16 protein-coding genes and 1 pseudogene are annotated in these 17,914 nt (G+C 64.4%); 8 read left to right on the top strand and 9 right to left on the bottom strand.

Translation table 11 applies throughout. From position 1 onward, the window contains the following. From ABIB06_RS24170 to ABIB06_RS24150, 5 genes are all read right to left on the bottom strand, one after another. Window positions 1-1,662: a tannase/feruloyl esterase family alpha/beta hydrolase gene (locus ABIB06_RS24170; RefSeq protein WP_354051208.1), complete on the bottom strand. Its 1,662-nt coding sequence runs from the start codon at window positions 1,660-1,662 to the stop codon at window positions 1-3. An 89-nt stretch (window positions 1,663-1,751) separates the two neighbouring features. After that, entirely contained in the window at window positions 1,752-3,206 is a 1,455-nt protein-coding gene (locus ABIB06_RS24165) for a GntP family permease (RefSeq protein ID WP_354051206.1), read from the bottom strand. Between the two features lie 3 nt (window positions 3,207-3,209). Continuing rightward, window positions 3,210-4,229, bottom strand: a complete 1,020-nt coding sequence (locus ABIB06_RS24160) for a patatin-like phospholipase family protein (protein ID WP_354069319.1) — start codon at window positions 4,227-4,229, stop codon at window positions 3,210-3,212. A 127-nt stretch (window positions 4,230-4,356) separates the two neighbouring features. Then, window positions 4,357-5,601, bottom strand: coding sequence for a phosphoglycerate dehydrogenase (gene serA, locus ABIB06_RS24155; RefSeq protein ID WP_354051203.1), 1,245 nt, complete (start codon window positions 5,599-5,601; stop codon window positions 4,357-4,359). 258 nt (window positions 5,602-5,859) lie between these two features. Beyond that, the gene (locus tag ABIB06_RS24150; RefSeq protein WP_354125675.1) at window positions 5,860-7,092 is read right to left on the bottom strand and encodes a rhodanese-like domain-containing protein; all 1,233 of its coding nucleotides are present in this window, start codon (window positions 7,090-7,092) and stop codon (window positions 5,860-5,862) included. A 195-nt stretch (window positions 7,093-7,287) separates the two neighbouring features. On the opposite strand from ABIB06_RS24150, the gene ABIB06_RS24145 reads away from it, so the two are divergent. Next, entirely contained in the window at window positions 7,288-7,782 is a 495-nt protein-coding gene (locus ABIB06_RS24145) for a hypothetical protein (RefSeq protein WP_354051201.1), read from the top strand. Between the two features lie 107 nt (window positions 7,783-7,889). Here ABIB06_RS24145 and ABIB06_RS24140 read toward each other — a convergent pair whose 3' ends face one another. Together ABIB06_RS24140 and ABIB06_RS24135 are read right to left on the bottom strand one after the other, a co-directional pair. Next, a complete protein-coding gene (locus ABIB06_RS24140) occupies window positions 7,890-8,267 on the bottom strand; it encodes a PepSY domain-containing protein (RefSeq protein WP_354051199.1) in 378 nt (125 codons plus the stop codon). After that, window positions 8,264-9,148 carry a dihydrodipicolinate synthase family protein gene (locus ABIB06_RS24135; RefSeq protein ID WP_354051197.1) on the bottom strand — a complete coding sequence of 295 codons (885 nt, stop codon included), beginning with the start codon at window positions 9,146-9,148 and terminating at the stop codon, window positions 8,264-8,266. The genes ABIB06_RS24140 and ABIB06_RS24135 overlap by 4 nt, the downstream gene beginning before the upstream one ends. Before the next feature lie 180 nt (window positions 9,149-9,328). Between ABIB06_RS24135 and ABIB06_RS24130 the strand changes: the two genes are divergently transcribed. Both ABIB06_RS24130 and ABIB06_RS24125 read left to right on the top strand, forming a co-directional pair. Beyond that, the gene (locus tag ABIB06_RS24130; RefSeq protein WP_354051196.1) at window positions 9,329-10,741 is read left to right on the top strand and encodes an FAD-binding oxidoreductase; all 1,413 of its coding nucleotides are present in this window, start codon (window positions 9,329-9,331) and stop codon (window positions 10,739-10,741) included. An 8-nt stretch (window positions 10,742-10,749) separates the two neighbouring features. Further along, entirely contained in the window at window positions 10,750-11,415 is a 666-nt protein-coding gene (locus ABIB06_RS24125; RefSeq protein WP_354051195.1) for a GntR family transcriptional regulator, read from the top strand. A 6-nt stretch (window positions 11,416-11,421) separates the two neighbouring features. Here ABIB06_RS24125 and ABIB06_RS24120 read toward each other — a convergent pair whose 3' ends face one another. Next, complete coding sequence (locus ABIB06_RS24120; RefSeq protein WP_247445316.1) at window positions 11,422-11,586, bottom strand: hypothetical protein; 165 nt, start codon at window positions 11,584-11,586, stop codon at window positions 11,422-11,424. A gap of 143 nt (window positions 11,587-11,729) precedes the next feature. On the opposite strand from ABIB06_RS24120, the pseudogene ABIB06_RS24115 reads away from it, so the two are divergent. The 3 genes and pseudogenes from ABIB06_RS24115 to ABIB06_RS24105 all read left to right on the top strand — a co-directional run. After that, a pseudogene (locus ABIB06_RS24115) lies at window positions 11,730-12,635 on the top strand (DUF3362 domain-containing protein); the annotation flags it as partial. Window positions 12,636-12,984: 349 nt separating this feature from the next. Beyond that, window positions 12,985-13,443 (top strand): Rrf2 family transcriptional regulator, encoded by a 459-nt coding sequence (locus ABIB06_RS24110; protein WP_354051192.1) that lies wholly within the window; start codon window positions 12,985-12,987, stop codon window positions 13,441-13,443. A 45-nt stretch (window positions 13,444-13,488) separates the two neighbouring features. Further along, window positions 13,489-14,154 carry a class I SAM-dependent methyltransferase gene (locus tag ABIB06_RS24105; RefSeq protein WP_354051190.1) on the top strand — a complete coding sequence of 222 codons (666 nt, stop codon included), beginning with the start codon at window positions 13,489-13,491 and terminating at the stop codon, window positions 14,152-14,154. Window positions 14,155-14,738: 584 nt separating this feature from the next. Here ABIB06_RS24105 and ABIB06_RS24100 read toward each other — a convergent pair. Then, window positions 14,739-15,473, bottom strand: a complete 735-nt coding sequence (locus ABIB06_RS24100) for an outer membrane protein (RefSeq protein ID WP_247351408.1) — start codon at window positions 15,471-15,473, stop codon at window positions 14,739-14,741. A 460-nt stretch (window positions 15,474-15,933) separates the two neighbouring features. Here ABIB06_RS24100 and ABIB06_RS24095 point away from each other — a divergent pair, with 460 nt between their 5' ends. Then, window positions 15,934-16,398, top strand: a complete 465-nt coding sequence (locus ABIB06_RS24095; RefSeq protein WP_354051188.1) for a hypothetical protein — start codon at window positions 15,934-15,936, stop codon at window positions 16,396-16,398. Between the two features lie 126 nt (window positions 16,399-16,524). Beyond that, a complete protein-coding gene (locus ABIB06_RS24090; protein WP_354051186.1) occupies window positions 16,525-17,547 on the top strand; it encodes an LLM class flavin-dependent oxidoreductase in 1,023 nt (340 codons plus the stop codon). Window positions 17,548-17,914: the final 367 nt, after the last annotated feature.

The following is a 17,914-nucleotide window of genomic DNA, read 5'->3' as shown; positions in this document are numbered from 1 at the left end:
TCACGGCGCGCAGGTGAAGCTTGCCGCCTCCGTCACCGGGCCGCTCTTGTAGTGCGGCCAGGCCGGCCAGCGGCACAGCGGCAGCGCGCGAAGCGTCGCAAACGACGGTGCTTCGACCTTCTGCTCGGCGACTTCGAGGTCGCCGGGCGCCTTGCCCTTCTCGACCCAGTCGACCAGCGCGCTCAGCATGTCGACATTGGCCGGCGCGCCGGAGCCGACATGGTCGACCCCGGGCGCGGTGTAGAGCCGCGCGAATTCGGCCGTCTCGGCCTTGCCGAGCTTGCGTTCGACGCTCTCGAAATAACGGATGCCGGCATAGGGGCTCTGCGCATAGTCGGCCATGTGCTCGAGCATGATCAGCCGGCCGCCGCGGCTGCGAAAGCGGCTGAGATCGGGATCGGTGGAATCCATCAGGCTGGAGACCTCGAGCAACCGCGCCTTGTGCTGTTCGGGCTTGTACGTCGTCACGTCGAGCTTGGGATCGCGCGCGAACACATATTGAATCCCGCCGGCGCCGTAGATCCAGGCGATGCCGTTATTGGCCGCAGGCGGTTGCGCGGGCGGTGCCGTGCCGAGCCACCACGCGACCCAGCCGCCAGTCGGGCCAACCGCGGGCGTGTCCTCACCCGACACGCCCCAGCCCGGATAATCGTCGAGGCCGTTGGCCAGCGCGAACGGGAATTTGTAGGTGGTATGCAGCGTATCGATCGCCTTGATCTGCGCGTCGGTGAGGCACTGGTCGCCCGTCTTACCGCTGGTGCAGCGCAGGGTCTCGACCTTGAACGCCGCCTTGCAGGCGACGGGGTCCTGCACCAGCGCGTCATCGGAGCCGTCGGCCTTGTCGCAAGCGGCCCGCACGGCGTCGCCCACGAGCTTCACCTGCTTCGGATTGATCCAGCCGTCGCCCATGGTCGCGAGACCCGAACGGGTGCCGGCATGCTGCAGCCCGACCCAATTGATGACGGGCACGCGCGCAAAAATGCCGTCGAAATCGTCGGGATAGCGCTGCGCCATCGTCAGGCCTTCGCGGCCGCCTTCGGACGAACCCATGAAGTACATTTTCTCAGGCCTTTTGGCGTAGGCGCGCTGCATCAGTGCGACGGCGGCATCGCGCACCTTCTTGTAGGCGCGATGGGCGAAATTCTCGAAGGCTTCGTCGTTGAGCGCGAACAGTTGCGGCGGTTCGCCCGGCTTGGACTCGTGGCCGGAGTCGGTGCCGTAGGTGACGAAGCCGCGCGCGAGCGGCGACGGCTTGTCGAAGGGGTAGGCCGGCGGCAACGTCAGACCGGTGATCAGCACGCCGTTGAAGCCGCCGCCGCCATATTGCAGCGAACGGCCGTTCCATTCGACGGGTAAGTTGACCTGAAACTTGATCGGCGGCGCCTTGGGATCGCTGGGATCGATATGGCCGAGCACCTTGCAGAAGCCGGGATTAGCGGGCGTGACGCGCCCCGACGGCGTCGGGCCGCGTTCGGCCACGGCCAGTTGCGACGGCGCCTGCAACGTTGCGGAATCGATCTTCACGGCATCGGTCCCGCCGACGAGGCCCTTGCAGACCGTGTCTGCATCCTCGGCCATGGTCGCTGCCGACGCGCTGCTTGCGCCCAGCGCAGCTGCCGTACCTACAAGCAATGCACACAGCTTCGCACTCGCTCGCGTCATCGTTTCCACCCCGGCCTGTTGCGTTCGACAGTTGGCCGCATTGAATGCAACCTTCGCTCCTCCGTCAATCGCTCATGCCAGAATTCCGTTCAGAACGATCCCAACGCGCCGCCCAAAACGATCACGGCCACCAGCGCCAGCAGCGACGTCACGATGCCGACCATCACGATGTCGAAATAGCTGTCGCGATGGGTCAGGCCACAAATCGCGAGCAGGCTTACCACGGCACCATTATGCGGCAGGATGTCCAGCGTCCCCGAGCCGATCACCGCGACGCGGTGCATCAGCGAGAGGTCGACGCCGGTGCGCGCGGCAAGGTCGACATAGGTCGGGCCGAGAGCGTCGAGCGCGATGGTCAGGCCGCCCGACGCCGAGCCGGTCAGCGCAGCGAGAATATTGGTCGCGACCGCGAGCGAGACCAGCGGACCGCCTTCGATCGCAAGCACCCAGTCGCGCACCGTTTCGAAAGCCGGCAGCGCCGCGATGACCGCGCCGAATCCGACGAGGCTTGCAACGCTGAGTGCGGGCAGGGCCGATGCATTGGCGCCGGCGTCCATGGTCTGCCGCAACGAGGGAAGCCGGGTCCAGTTCAGCACGATGGTCGCGACGATGGCCGCGCCAAGTGCGACACTGACCGACCATACGCCGGCGACCGCGGCCAACGATATTCCGCCGAAGCGCTGCTCGCTCAGATACGACACATCGAGCCGCGGCAACACCAGGAGTGACATCACGAGATTGACGGCCACGACGACTGCAAGTGGCAGGATGGCGCTCGCCACCGGAGCAGCCCCGTCGCTGCGGCGACCGTGCCGGATCTCGGCCGGATCGAACTCGCGTGCGGTCGTCGCGCGCTCGCGGACCAGCTCGTCATCGGCGGCGTGCTCGGCCGCGCCCCGCACGTCCTCGCCATAACCTTCTCCGGCACGGCGGGCCGCAGCCTCGGCTCGCTGCAGCCACCACAGGCCTGTGCCGAGCATGATGAGGGACGCGACGATACCGAGGCCTGGCGCGGCAAACGGCGTGGTGCCGAAGAACGGCATCGGGATCGCGTTCTGGATCGACGGCGTGCCCGGCAGGGCCGACATGGTGAAGGTCGACGTCCCGAGCACGATCGCGGCCGGAATCAGCCGGCGCGGAATCGCGGCCGCGCGGAACAGCGACTGGGCCATCGGAACGATGACGAAGAACGCGACGAACAGGCTCACGCCGCCATAGGTGACAAGCGCGCCGGCCAGCACGACCGCGAGAATCACGCGTCGCTCGCCGAGGCATTGCGCCATGAAGCCCGCCACGGCCCTCACCGCGCCGCTGTCGTCCATCAACTTGCCGAACACGGCGCCGAGCATGAAGATCGGGAAGAACTGCGCCAGAAACCCCGCCGCATTCACCATGAAGATCTGGGTCAGGTTCGCGAGCAGCGGCTCGCCCCCGAACAGCGCCGCGACGAGCGCAGCGAACGGCGCGAGCAGCAGGACGCTCCAGCCGCGGAAGGCAAACAGGACGAGCAGACCGAGCCCGACGAGAATACCGAGAAGACCCACGCCTCAGCACTCCGCCAGGAGGACGTCGAGATCGGCGGTCGAACGCTGGCCGATATCGGCGCCGTGCTCGTCCAGAAACGTCTGCGCCGCCAGACGTCCCTCGGCGCGCAGCATCGAGACGAACTCCCATTCCGCGTTGAGCTTCGACGACGCCCCGAACTTCGCCAGCATGTCGCTCTTGACGCGGTGGGTCCGCATCTTTGCCCAGCGCGCGCCCTCGCCGCTGCCGGGGTCCGCCGCCTGGCGCAGCAGCGCGATCATGCGCAGCTCCTTCATCAGCGGCGAATTGAACGAGATCTCGTTCAGACGGTTGAGAATCTCCGCAGCCGTCCGCGGCTCCTCGAACGTTTCAGTCGGATTGATCTGCACCAGGATGGTGTCGTGCGCATCGCTCTCGCGCACCAGCGGCGTGATCGTCGGGTTGCCGGCATAGCCGCCGTCCCAATAGGGCTCGCCGTCGATCTCGACCGCCCGGAACATGGTCGGCAGGCAGGCCGATGCCAGCAACACATCCGCCGTGATCTCCGCGTTGCGGAAGATGCGTCCGCGCCCAGTGCGCACCCGCGTCGCGGTGATGAACAGCTTGATGGGTGAGCTCGCGAGCCGCTTGAAATCGATGCTCTCGGCCAGCACTGCGCGCAGCGGATTGTAACCGGTCGGATTGAGATCGTAGGGCGACAGCACCCGCGACATCAGGTCGGTGAGGATGTAGAAGGGCGACGTGTCGAGCGTCCAGCGCCCCATCAGCCGGTCGAGCGGCGAGCGCTGGAGCGGACTGAAGGCCGCGGCCTTCGAAACGCGGCGCCAGTATCTTTCGAGCGCGTCGCGCGCGCCCTCGGCGCCACCCGCGATCCAGCCATCCGCCAGCACGGCCGCATTCATCGCGCCCGCGGATGTCCCGGAGATCGCGGCGATGGTGAGCCACTTTTCTTCCAGGAGACGGTCGAGCACGCCCCAGGCGAAGGCGCCGTGCGAACCGCCGCCTTGAAGCGCGAGATCGATCAGTACGGCGTCCCGTTCCATGGCGGCACTCACGCAACTGAAACTCAAATTCGACGCGATTTGTCACACGTCGTCGAACACCATGGCGTACTGTAGGGAGCTTTTGCTGCGAGATGCAACTGGAACGTGGGACCTCCCGCGACCTAGCCTAGTGCTCGAACACCAGCCGCGCGCCGACCGTGCCGTCGAGGGCGCGGATCTGCTCCAGCAGCGCGCCTGAATCCTGGCCGCCGAGGTCGGCGTCGAGCACGACGTAACCGAGGTCGCCGGCGGTCTCCAGATATTGCGCGGCGATGTTGATGTCGCGCTGGAGGAAGACCTCGTTCAGCCGGCGCAGCATGCCGGGCACGTTCCGATGGACGTGGCTGAAGCGCGCGCCGGAGGGACGCAGATGCAGCTGCACCTCCGGGAAATTGACCGCCCCCGTGGTCGAGCCGGTGATGAAAAAATCGACCAGCTTGCGCGCCACCTCGCCGCCGATGCGCTCCTGCGCCTCCTCGGTCGAGCCGCCGATATGCGGGGTGAGGATGACGTTGCCGAGGCCCTGCACCGGGCTCTTGAAGCGGTCCGAATTCGAGGACGGCTCGACCGGAAACACGTCGATGGCGGCGCCAGCGAGATGGCCGTCGCGCAGAGCCGCCGCCAGCGCTTCGAGATCGACGACGGTGCCGCGGCTATTGTTGATCAGGAGGGAGCCGGGCTTCATCGCCCGCAGCTCTTTCTCGCCGATCATGCCTGATGTCTCCGGCGTCTCCGGCACGTGCAGGCTGACGACGTCGCTCTGCGCCAGTAGCTCTTCCAGCTTCTCGACCGGCTCGGTGTTGCCGTGGCGGAGCTTGTCGGTGCGGTCGAAATAGATCACGCGCATGCCGATCGCCTCGGCCAGCGTCGAGAGCTGCGAGCCGATATTGCCGTAACCGATAATGCCGAGGGTGCGGCCGCGTACCTCGCGGCTGCCGGTCGCCGACTTGTCCCAGCCGCCCTCATGCGCCGACACCGAGCGCGGGAAGATGCGCCGAAGCAGCATCACGATCTCGCCGATCACGAGCTCGGCGACGCTGCGGGTGTTGGAGAACGGCGCGTTGAACACGGGAATGCCGCGCTTGCGCGCCGCCAGCAGATCGACCTGGTTGGTGCCGACGCTGAAGCAGCCGACGGCGAGAAGCTGGTCGGCCGCCGCGAGCACCTCATCGGTGATCTGGGTGCGCGAGCGGATGCCGAGCAGCGACACGCCCTTGAGCGCCCGCCGCAAATCTTCGCCGTCCAGCGCCTTGGTCAGGCGCTCGACATTGGTGAAACCCGCGCTTTTGAACAGGTCCACAGCGCTGTCATTGACGCCTTCGAGCAGCAGCGCCTTCGCGTTCCGCTCAGGGCTTTGGCCTGGGGCTGGCATGAAATCTCCGTGGGTCACAGCTTTGCCGCAGCTCATAGACCGCGGGGGATACGCAGCACAATAGGGTTGGGATACGGGGATAAGATGGCGGGGGGATAGACCTGCTTAGCATCTCACTACTATCTCCGTCATCCTGAGGTGCGAGCCATGCGACGCAAAGCGTCGCGTGGGGAGCCTCGAAGGATGAACGGCCCCAGCCGGGCCGTCGCCCTTCGAGGGCCGCTAAGAAGCGGCCACCTCAGAGTGACGGTATCAGCGTCAGATCACGTAAAACCCGTGCGTTCCGTCAAGACGCAGTTGTTCGACCAGGCCGTATTCCCATTCGAGATAGGCCTGCATCGCACGCTCGGCAACGCCGGTGCCTTCATAGGGACGGCGGTAGCGGTGGGCGGGGTCGGGCTTGGGCAGGACGCGCGGCGGACCGATTGCGAGCGCGCCGTCATAGCCGCCTTCCCGCACATAGACCTCCCAGCCCATCTGCGCGAGCCAGGACGCCGTCATGTCGGCGCGGACGCCCTTGTCGTCGGTCAGAACAATGTGCGCGCCGCGCACCGGCGCCGCCATATCGGTTTCCTGGACGAGCTGGCCGCCGGGATAGTGGCGGAAGCCCGGAAGATGGCCTGCAGCATATTCTTCCGCGTCGCGCACGTCGAAGCGATAGAGCGTGCGATCGGTCTGCGCGACAAGCGCAGCCATCTCGCGCGCGCCGATATGGCGGACACCGGCGCGATAGGCGACATCGCGTGCATTGGCCGGGCCGCTTTCGAATGGGCCGATCGCGCCGCGCCGGTCGGCACCGTGGTCGAGCGTATGCCGCGCCAAGGTCCAGCCGATGGTGCCATTGCGCAGCGCGCGGACCTTGTTCGGCACGCTGGCATTGATCAGCGATTGCGTGCCGATGATCGAGCGGGTGCGGCCGGCGCAATTGACGATGATGGTGGTCTCGGCATCAGGCGCGGCCTGGCCCGCCCGCAGCACCAGCTCCGCGCCGGGCACGCTGACCGAGCCCGGAATGTTCATGGTGGCGTATTCGTCGAAGCGGCGAACGTCGAGGATGGCGATGTTGGCCTTGTCCGCGATGAGTTTTGCTACCTCATCGGCACTGAACGAGGGCGTGTGCCTGCGCGACTCGACCAGCTCGCCAAAGGCCTTGGAGTAGGAGTTGACGTCCTCGAATACTTGATAACCCGCAGCGCGCCAGGCCTTCAGCCCGCCGTCGAGCGCACAAATATTGGTATAGCCGAGTGCGGCAAGCCGTTCGGCGCCGGGCGCGACGAGCCCCTCCCCGTCATCATAGAGCACGATCGGCACATTTTTACGCGGCAGCTTCACTTCGGCTTCGACCGCGATCCGGTCCACGGCCATGTTGGCGGCGAACAGCGGATGACCGGTGGCGAAACCAGCCTCATGCCTGAGATCGAGCAGCGCGATCTCCTCGCGCAACAGCAGTGCCCGGCGGATATCGGCGGCGGTGACGGTCGGGATCGTCATGGGGCGGCTAACCATGGAGGGTTACGGACAGGAGCGTTTTTGGCCGATCGGCGCCCGATTGACCAGCACAATCGAGGCATACTGTCCCTGCTTGGCAATGCCGCAAATCCCAGTCGTCCGCACAAAGAATCGTTTTTTCTGCAGGATCAGACGGGCTACAGTTCTGCCTCAGGCTGAGGGCGCAAGATGAGAATCATGAAATTCCTGATAACCTTCCTCGTGCTGCCAAGCATGGCGATGGCGACATTGACCGATGCAGAGCGAAAATCACAATTTGAACGAGCGATGGCTGCGATTATCGCGGCGGCAACCCCCGCTTTGAGTACCTCTCGCGATACGCTGATCAAGGACTACGTCGCCTGTAAGTCCAACAAGGGACAAGCGGTAGATCTTGTCGGTGCAAGCTATTTTCGTTCCTGCGAGCATGAAGACGCGTCTGTCACCGGCGACCGTTCGCTTGAAGCGTGTCAGCTACGCTACGGCAAGCCATGCGCTCTGCTGGCTGTGAATGAGGAGATCGTTGTGGAGGGCGAGCTGATGTCGAAAGACATGCCGCGGCTGCACTATGCAGGTAAGTACGACTTGTCGCAGATTCCGATCATCCGGCGGATCACGCGGCAGCGCCCTGACGTGCAGAACTACGACAAGGCCATGGAGCCCAAGGCGATCGCGATCCATCCCTGGGGCTAGCTGTTCATCTCGGCAGGGGATCCCAGCCTGAAGGACGCTCAAACCTCTGCGCTGGCGAAATGTAACAGCGATCCCGCGCGGAACGGCCGAGATGGCGGCTGCTTCGTCTACGCCATCAACACCGACGTCGTCATCGACGAACGGCGCATGCAGGCGAAATGACATGAGGATGGCGGGTCATCCGGGCGCCGCAGCCTGCGGCGCGACAGATAGGGCAGGACGCCGGTGACCGCGAACAGCGGCATCAGCGCAGCCGCGAGCATCAACGCGAGCTTGCCGGGCCAGCCCAGAAATGCGCCGCGATGGATGTCGAGCAAGTTCGCGATGATCTTCTCGCCGAACGCCTTGTCGGCGTAGCGTTCCGCGAAAACGAGCTTGGCCGGTGACGGCATCGACGCGGAATTCGTGGCCATGCACCGCGGCGGACGGGTCGGTCGCCAGCGCGCTAATTCGCGGCAACGTCTCGCGGTTTTGCGCGATCTCACGCGATGGCGGGAACCATCAGCTCGTCGAGCTTCCGCTTGAGCGCGGTGCCGTCGGACAAGGCCCGGAGCGGCGGCCGTACGCGCAGCCAGCTCGCATCGCCCGTCTGTGCCGCGAGGATGGCTTTCAGCGTCGTGAGGAAGGATGGGGATTTCACCACGATGTCGACGGCGGCCTGCATGCGCGCTTCGACATCCTTGCCGTCGATCATTGCCTTGACCAGCTCCGGCGCGATGTTGGCCATGCCGCAGATGGTGCCGGCACCGCCGGCGGCGATCGCGCGGGTGATGTCAACCTCGTTGCCGACGGTGATGGCGAGCTCGGGGGCGGCGGCACGGAATGCCTGGAACTGCTTGAAGTCGCCGCTGGAGTCTTTCAGCCCAGCAACCATCTTGCCGTAGCGCTTGCGCAAATTCGCGGCGACGCTGGTCGGGATCGCAACCCCCGAGATCTGCGGGATATGATAGAGGTAGGCACGCAGGCGATCGTCGGCGACGCCGTCGAGGATCGCCGCAAAGGCATCTTCGATGCCTTCAGGGCTGACGCTACGGTCGAAGTAAGGCGGCAACAACAGCACGTGGCGCAGGCCGAGACCGAGCACGGCGCGCGTCAGCGCGATGCTGTCGCTGATCGCGGGGAAGCCGCCGCCGATTCCAATTCGTTCCGGCGCCACCCCGGCCTTGAGCACGGCTTCGATGGTCGCGACGCGTTCGGTGACATTGAAGGAGGTGCCCTCGCCGGTGGTGCCGAACAGCACGACGCCATCGACGCCCTTGCCGAAGAGTTGCTTGGCGTGAGCGGCGAGCTTTGCGGAGTCCACGCTGCCGTCGGTTGCCAGCGGCGTCGCTGACGCCACCCAGAACCCGCGAATTGCCTCCGTCATCACACCCACCTGTTGCTGCGGCTTCGGACCAAGCCTCGGATCTCGAAGGATCTGAGGAGGGCTTCCCGAGCCTTGTTTTTGCTTTACTTTTCATCTTGTACCTTACATACAAGAAAGGCGCAAATCTTTTCCGCCATCCCGGCGCGCATGAGACGCAGCCAGATTCCGAGGAGGTCTCGCATGAACATGGTGACCCCCATTGGGCGGCCCGACCATTTGCTCGGCGCGTTGCGCGACAAGCTCGGCGCCGCCGCCGTGCTTGTTGGCGCCGACGTGCCTGCCCGCAATTGCAACGACTGGAGCGCGAGCCTGCCGCAAACGCCGCTCGCGGTGATCCGGCCGGTCGACGCGCAAGGCGTTGCGGATGCGATCGCGACCTGCCGGCAGGCGCATCTGCCGTTCGTGCCGCAGGGCGGATTGACCGGGCTGTGCCGCGGCGCATCGCCGGAAGCAGGTTGGGTCGCGATCTCGCTGGAGCGCATGAGCGGCATCGAGGAGATCGATCATGCGTCGATGACGATGACGGTGAAATCAGGCACGCCGCTGGAGACGATCCAGAAGGCCGCCGACGAAGCCGGGTTTTTCTTTCCGCTCGACCTCGGCTCGCGCGGCTCCTGCGCGATCGGCGGCAACCTCTCGACCAATGCCGGCGGCAATCGCGTGATCCGCTACGGCATGACGCGCGAGCTGGTGCTCGGGCTCGAAGTCGTGCTGCCCGACGGCACCATCATCACCAGCCTCAACAAGCTGATGAAGAACAATGCCGGCTACGATCTGAAACATCTGTTTATCGGCTCGGAAGGCACGCTCGGCATCATCACCCGCGTGGTGCTGCGGCTGTTTCCAAAACCGCGCTCGACCATGGCCGCGCTCTGCGCGCTCAAGGATTATGCCGCCGTGATCGCGCTGCTCGGTGCCGCGCGCAGCGGGCTCGGCCCGCTGCTGTCGGCGTTCGAGGTGATGTGGTCGGACTATTGGGACGTGATCACGAATCGCGCCGGCGTCAAGCCGCCGGTCGCCGCGGGCCACGGCCTCTACGTGCTGGTCGAAGCCCAGGGCACCGACGAGAGCCTCGACGCGCCGCGCTTCCAGAGCTGGCTCGAAGAGCTGATGGAGCGCGGGCTGCTCGCCGACGCTGCCGTGGCACAATCGCTGGCGCAGACGCAAAGCTTCTGGCGCGTGCGCGATATCTGCGCCGAGTTCGGCCAGGTGCTGGGACCGCACATCTCCTACGACATCGGGCTTGCGGTGGCGCGGATGGACGAGTTCGTCACGCGCTGCAAGGCCGCGCTGGCTGACGGCATCGAGGGATGCGAGAGCGTCTATTACGGCCATATCGGCGACGGCAATCTGCATCTCGTCTCCTGGGTGACCGGCCTTGCCGTCGAGCAGCAGCCGAAGGAAGCGATGGACGCGATCATCTACGGTCTCGTGCGCGAGATGGGCGGCAGCGTCTCCGCCGAGCACGGCATCGGCACGCTGAAGAAGAAGTGGCTGGGGCATGCCCGGAGCGAGGCCGAGATCGCGCTGATGCGGACGCTGAAGGCCGCGCTCGATCCCGACCATCTGCTCAATCCCGGCAAGGTGATCTGAGGGAGCCTATGCGATCGATGAAGCTCGATGCGCCGAAATCGCTGTCCCAGCGGGTGATGCAGCGGCTGCGTCAGGCCATCATCGACGGCGAGTTCGCGCTCGGCGCCGCGATCTCCGAGGAGATGGTGGCAAACTCCTTCGGCGTCAGCCGCACGCCGGTGCGCGAGGCGATGGGCCAGCTGCAGGCGCAAGGCCTCGTCGTGATCCGGCCGCAGGTCGGCAGTTTCGTGTTCACACCGAGCGCCGAGGACATCACCGCGCTCTGCACCTTCCGCATCGCGCTGGAGCCAAAGGCCGCCGAGCTCGCCTTCCACTGTGCTCGCGACGGTGCGATCGCGACGATGAGCGAGGCGATCGCGGCGATGGAGCCGGCAATTGCGGCCAAAGACAATATCGCCTATGGCCGCGCCGACGCCACCTTTCACGAAGGGCTGTTCGCCCATTGCGGCAATCGCTATCTCGCCGAATCCTATCAGCTCGTCTCCGGCCGCGTCGCCGCACTGCGCACCAATTTGACCTCGCCGATCGACGTGCGCACCCGCACGTCCTTCGACGAGCATCGCAAGCTGCTCGACTTGTTTTCCCGCGGCGAGTTCGCCTCCTTCGCAGCGCTGATGACCACGCACGTCACCAATTCGGGCCTGGTCTACGCCAAAGCGCTGAAGGTCGACTGAGCGCTGCTATCGCGCGCCTTTCGAGCCAGACCTGTCCAGGAATTCCAGCGCGGTGTTGATCTGTTCGAGCTGATGCTCGATTTGGTCGCGGTCTTCGACCGACGGCGCCTTCTCGAGCTGCTCGACGAGCTTTTGCTTTCGCAACAGCAAGTTCTCTATGACTGTACTCACGAGTTCCCCATCCGCCAGAGAGCGCGCGCGAACCGGGCCCGGCGCAAACCCTGCATCAGAATGTTCGTTGAGACGGATGGTTCCTGCGATTGAACCACAACACATCCATTGGAACCGAAGGCCGCGGTTTGCTTCACGCCCGCCGTCAGATCGAAAAAATCCGCGACAAGACGCCCGGCTTCACCGGCGTCATCTCCGACATCGGCGGTCCCACCGCCAACATGTACCGGATGGCGTGCAAGGACCCGAAGGTCGAGGCGGCGTGCCGGCGGCCGTCCTGCGTCTTCCCGGAGATCTGTCCGAACCTCAACACCTCGCATGACGATCTGATCAGGCTTTATCGCAAGGTGCGCGAGACCAAGGGCATCAAGAAGGTGATGGTCGCCTCCGGCGTGCGCTACGACCTCGCGGTCGAGAGCCCCGAATACATCAAGGAGCTCGTCACCCATCACGTCGGCGGCTACCTGAAGATCGCGCCCGAACATACCGAGCGCGGCCCGCTCGACAAGATGATGAAGCCGGGCATCGGCGCCTACAACCAGTTCAAGCGGATGTTCGATGCCGCGGCCGAACAGGCCGGCAAGAAATATTACCTGATCCCGTATTTCATCGCGGCGCATCCGGGCACGATCGACGAGGACATGATGAACCTCGCGCTCTGGCTCAAGAAGAACCACTATCGCGCCGATCAGGTGCAGACCTTCCTGCCCTCGCCGATGGCGACCGCAACCGCGATGTACCACACCGGCGTCAATCCGCTGCGCGGCGTGCGCCGCGGCGGCAGCGATAAGGTCGAGGCGATCAAGGGCCTGCGGCAGCGCCGCCTGCACAAGGCGTTTTTGCGCTATCACGACCCCGACAATTGGCCGGTGCTCCGTGACGCGCTGAAAGAGATGGGCCGCGCCGACCTGATCGGCTCCCGCCCCGACCAGCTCGTGCCCGCACACCAGCCGCCCGGCACCGGCAAGGCCGCGGGTACACGGCGGCCGGTTCGTCCCGGCGACAAGGCGCAGCGGTTTACGACCAAGGGCTTGCGAGTGATGAAGTAGCGGCAAGCAGGATGCGATCGGGCTTCAGCCTGAAGCTTTCGTGCCCTCCAAAACTAAAATGTCGAAAACAACCCCATGCACAGTAGCCGGCATGAGTGGGATCAATGGCTTAGGCGTTTGCCGAAACTTGCCTCGTCGGGCAAAACAGGCGCAGGATGGCATGATCGGACAGATTGCCATTGCGCGGTGGGTCAGGCCGCATCGGCTCGGCGTCGCGACCAAGATCGCCGATCCCCGCACCAGCGCCGTAGCAACGTCGAGACCAGAGCCAGCGGCCATCCTCTTGCTTCGCGAACAGCACTCCCGAAATCGGTTGACCTTGCCGCCATCATGCAACATAGAAAGTTACATGAAACGAAACAGTCGATTATCCGGCGTGCTGCACGTCCTGCTGCACATGGCGCAGCAGCCCGGCACCTTCACGTCCGAGACCCTAGCAAAGGCCATGGACACGAACCCGGTGGTGATCCGGCGCATCATGGCGGGCCTTCGGGACCTCGGTTACGTCCGCTCCGAAAAGGGACATGGCGGCGGCTGGACGCTGGCTTGCGACCTCACGAAGGTGACGCTGCGCGACGTCTACACCGCGCTCGGCAGTCCCTCGCTTCTGGCCATGGGCAACCGGACAGAGGCGCCGGGTTGTCTCGTCGAGCAGGCCGTCAACGCCGCCCTCGATCAGGCATTCGGCGATGCGCAGGCGCTGCTGCTGTCGCGCTTTGGCGAGGTGACGCTGGCGATGCTGAGCGACGATCTGCGCAAACGCCTCGGCTCCCGAAAGCTTCAGGGCATGAGCGCACATGGCGCGTGATCGGCTCCATTCAGCAAGGACGACATCATGACCGACGTTCAGAACATGTTTTCCGATCCGCAAGCGGTGGCGAGATACACGGAAGGCCCGCCACGGTTCGTCCCGGGCTACAATGCCATGCTGTCCATGGCGGCGATTCTTCTGGCCGAGCGCGCGCGTGAGGATGCGCGGATTCTCGTGCTCGGCGCCGGCGGCGGCCTCGAATTGAAGACGTTTGCGCAAGCGCAGCCGCGCTGGAGTTTCGACGGTGTGGACCCCTCCGCGGCGATGCTGGCGCTTGCCGGGCAAATCCTGGGTCCGCTCGCATCGCGCGCGCGCCTTCATCAGGGCTACATCGACGATGCTCCGCAGGAATTGTTTGACGGCGCCAGCTGCCTGCTGACGCTGCACTTCGTCGACGTCGAGGAGCGACGTCGCATCGCCTCGGAGGTCCGCCGACGGCTCAAGCCGCGCGCAGCTTTCGTGATCGCCCATTTAAGCGCGCCCGATGGCGATGAGGAGCGCCCGCTATGGCTGTCGCGGTACTCTGCGTTCCTGGCCTCCTCCGGCGTCGAGTCCGAGCAGGCCGCGGCCGCGCGGAACGCCGTTACCAACCATCTGGAAATCCTCACGCCCGCGCAGGATGAGGCGATTCTGCGCGAGGCCGGCTTCTCCGAGCCGACCCTGTTCTACACCGGGTTCACCTTCCGCGGCTGGGTGGCCTACGCGTGAGGTGGCCCGGCTTCGCCAACGCGGCTGAGCATCATGCAAAGCCGGATGTACCCGGGGGTGCGGTCACAATCTATGAGCCGCGACATAGGCCGCGTCCGTTCTGCCTTCAATACCGGACATCGCCAGCTCGCCCCTGCGTGTCGGCAAAGGGCCAACAGCCGACACGCAGTCGAGAGCGTAAAGCTGGCGTCCTCATCGTGACGGTCAGAATGGAGCGCGTCGAAGTCGGACACTCGGACACGCCCTGGAGCCTTAGTTGTGTCAGTTGCAGCCGCCGCAATCGTAACGCTGGCGCCCTTCATCTTGCGCATCAGGTTGGCGATTGGAAGAAGTCCATGACGATCGAGGGCGCGCCGGCGTGGTCCGTCATCGCAGCAACTCGCTGTCCCGCACGCCTTTGGCGTGGCCCCGACGAAAGCCGGCGTTGTAGGCGGCCGCTGACCCGAGAATGGCGATAAGGAAGATGATCACTGCGACTATGGTCATCGTACCCGCGCAAGAGAGCTTTGACGTCTTCCGGGCCGTGAGAACGACAAAGGGATTCCACTACTGGAATCCCTTTCGCCACAACTGAATGTTGTCGCTTAGAAGTGGTAGTTCACACCGGCGCGCACGGTGTGAAAGCGGGTCTGTTCCGTGAGCGAAATACCACCCGGAAATCCGACGCCACCGCCGAGCGCGGCCAGCGCGCTGAGGTCCAGATCATCCTTGCCGAGATCGACGTACAGATATTCGGTCTTAAAGGACCAATTCTGGGCGATCATGTATTCGAGGCCGGCGCCAACAGTCCAACCAACTTTCGTGTGCGAGCCTAGGTCCACCAGATAGCTGGTGGAGGTCTGTCCGTAGGCAAGACCGCCCGTCGCGTAAACGACAGTGCGTTCCCACGGCATGACACCGACACGTCCGCGGACCGTACCGAAGTAATCTACGGTGGTTCCGATCGAGCCACCCAGACCACCGCCACCTCCGCCGGCAAAAGCGCCGAGGCCGAGACTGCTGTTGATGTTACTGCCCTGAATGTCGGTTTCAAAACCCCACAGGAACTGCCCGGCCTGCCAGTTGTAGCCGATCTGAGCGCCGCCGAAAAATCCATTGCTCTTGAGATTCAGAGAGCCAAGCCCCGCGCCGCCGAGCGCAGCGGCATCAATGGCAAGAGCCGACTCACCACCGGCGTATCCACCGTTTGCGCCAACATAGAATCCTGTCCAGCTCGACACTGGCGCCGCATAGGTGGGCGCCTTCGAATAAAGGTCAGCGGCCGATGCCGAAGCAACCATGGTGAGCAATGCCGCAGACGTCATCAAGAGCTTCTTCATAACACTTCCCATTTTTCTTTTTCAACTCAGCATGCTTGTCCTCCGCATGAAGCGGGCGCGCAAGGGCAAATAGGACACACATCCTAGGAAAGCGAACCTATTCGCACTTGTAAGATCAGGTAGTTGTTTGAACGCCATCGCGAGGCGACGCAAATGCAGTCCGACATCTGCTTTGGGTCAAAAGCAGCTGTTGGCCAATCCGTCAGGCGGCGTCAGGCTTCCCCCCAAAAACAGCAGACATGACGATCGCTCTCGTGGTGTTCAGCTCAGGCTTCACAGTCCTTCTTGTGACCAGATTCGGCCTGCCAACACCTGAGCGGGAGCATTCTCGGCACGTGCGGGAGCATCGCCGACGTTAACCCTGTCGGCAAATGATTCCTCGCGCGTCGGCAGCCGTCGACAAGTCGCCTCATTGCCGCGGAGAATTTCCGACGGCACGAACCTGGATCGGAGGCGCATTATGCTGAGAATGGCGTTGTTGGGCCTTCTGATCCTGTTCAGTGTCGGAGTGCTGTCGGCAATGGAGCTGAGCGCGCCACCGCGTCGCGTCGTCGTGACCGTCCAGCCGCTTGCCGAGCGGAGCGCAAACATCTCTGCTTCGTATGACGCGTCGGCGAAGGCCGATCGCCTCGAGGTTGCCGCTGCGAGCAGCGCGATGCCGACAGAGGCAGCTTCAGTCGAAAACCCCGGTGCTCCGCAAGACATCCATGTCCGCTCGCCCGCGCCGGAACCGATCGTCCGTCATCGGCCCGATCCGAAGACGATCGCGACCGCCAAACCTCCCAGGCCGAAGCCAAAGCCAATTGTTATCAAGCGGACCGCCAATGTTCAGCGCGCAAAGGCTGCCAGCGAGACCGAGCCCTGTCGGCTCAAGGCGTTCGGCGGCTTGCTCAAGGCTTTGAATTTGACGCGCTGCGAAATCTGAAAACTCCACGAGCAGTCCAAGCTCGTGCCTGCTTCCTCTAGGAGGCGCTTACGGGTCCACACTTGTCGCCGTCTTTCCTCCGGCCGAGGTGTCGCAAATTCTTGCCGTCATCCATATGTTGCCTCCATGAAAAAAATCGGATTCCTCTCCTTCGGGCACTGGACGCCCTCGCCGCAGTCGCAGACCCACTCGGCGGCGGACACGCTGCTGCAATCGATCGAGCTTGCGGTCGCGGCAGAACAGCTCGGCGCGGACGGCGCCTATTTCCGCGTGCACCATTTCGCGCGGCAGCTTGCTTCGCCCTTTCCGCTGCTCGCCGCCGTCGGCGCGAAGACCAGCAAGATCGAGATCGGCACGGCCGTGATCGACATGCGCTACGAGAACCCGCTTTACATGGCGGAGGACGCAGGCTCCGCCGATCTCATCGCCGGCGGGCGGCTTCAGCTCGGCATCAGCCGCGGCTCGCCCGAGCAGGTGATCGACGGCTGGCGCTATTTCGGCTATCAACCGGCCGGCGGCGAGAGCGATGCCGACATGGGCCGGCGACATGCGGAGGTCTTTCTCGACATCTTGCGCGGCGAAGGATTTGGAAAACCCAATCCGCAGCCGATGTTTCCAAATCCGCCGGGGCTGCTGCGCCTGGAGCCCCATTCGGAAGGCCTGCGCGAGCGGATCTGGTGGGGCGCCGGCTCGAACGCCACCGCGATCTGGGCGGCCAAGCTCGGCCTGAACTTGCAGAGCTCGACGCTGAAGAACGACGAGACCGGCGAAGCTTTTCACGTGCAGCAGGCCGCGCAAATTCGTAGCTATCGCGCCGCATGGAAGGAAGCCGGCCACACGAGGGAGCCCCGCGTCTCGGTGAGCCGCAGCATCTTCGCGCTGCTCGACGATCGCGATCGCGCCTATTTCGGCAGGGGCGGCGAAGGCGAAGACCAGATCGGCTTCATCGACCCGCGCACGCGGGCAATCTTCGGCCGCAGCTATGCCGCCGAGCCGGATGCGCTGATCGAACAGCTCCGGCAGGACGAGGCGATTGCCGAAGCCGACACGTTGCTGTTGACCGTGCCGAACCAGCTCGGCGTGGACTACTGCGCGCACTCAATCGAGGCGATCCTGACACAGGTCGCGCCTGCGCTGGGATGGCGGTGAGACGTACGCGCGCGTCAATCTTCCAGAACAAAATCACCAAAGAGGGGCCTGTGGCATATTATGCCATAGACGAATCCGACTTTCGAGCGGCCTGAGAGTATCCCGATGCCTACCGGAAACGTCGTGCTGACGGAGCGCCTTGAAGAACTTCTCAACAAGCTCGTCAAATCCGGCCGCTACCGCGGGTGTCGGGCCCTTGGATCGGGGAGAGTTCAAGGGAATTCGGGAGTATCGAGGAACTGCAAACCTATTTGAATGACCTCTCGGAGAAGGTCATCTCCCGAACCACTGAATAGAACCGTCATGGCCAAGCGGACATGGCGCGTTCGTCTCGGCGCTGTTGCGGAAGTCGACTTTGCCAAGATCC

Source organism: Bradyrhizobium sp. LB8.2 (assembly GCF_040548035.1).
Classification (GTDB): domain Bacteria; phylum Pseudomonadota; class Alphaproteobacteria; order Rhizobiales; family Xanthobacteraceae; genus Bradyrhizobium.
The sequence above is the reverse complement of the archived record's forward strand: the minus strand, read 5'-3'. Positions and strand labels throughout refer to the sequence as shown.